This is a genomic window from Shewanella electrica (assembly GCF_022321485.1).
GTDB classification, from domain to species: domain Bacteria; phylum Pseudomonadota; class Gammaproteobacteria; order Enterobacterales; family Shewanellaceae; genus Shewanella; species Shewanella electrica.
Genome location: NZ_JAKOGG010000212.1, coordinates 1 through 277, shown reverse-complemented (window position 1 = coordinate 277; position 277 = coordinate 1). Strand labels below are relative to the sequence as shown.

Genomic DNA, 277 nt, shown 5'->3' with positions numbered 1-277 from the left:
AGCAGATTAGTCACGCACGCATCGCCGCAGATCACTCAAACAGCTGCACCTCAAAGTAATGGCTGATGTTACCCGTTCACTACTGTGCCATATGGTGAGCAAAACAACGGGACCGAAAGCTGCGCCAAATCCCGCCCATGCATAGCTGACCAAGCCGAGCACGCTGCTTTTAGGATTGAGGGCGATGATGGCGGCTAGCAGCAAACCATGTATAAAGTGCTGGAAGCCGATTTAAACATTCTGGCGTTAGATACTTTGATGCCCGGCAACTGCCACG

Annotated in this window: 1 pseudogene; it reads right to left on the bottom strand. The window is 52.0% G+C overall.

Annotated elements, in window-relative coordinates:
• Positions 1–90: 90 nt before the first annotated feature.
• A pseudogene (locus L9G74_RS20405) lies at positions 91–201 on the bottom strand (sodium:solute symporter family transporter); the annotation flags it as partial.
• Positions 202–277: the final 76 nt, after the last annotated feature.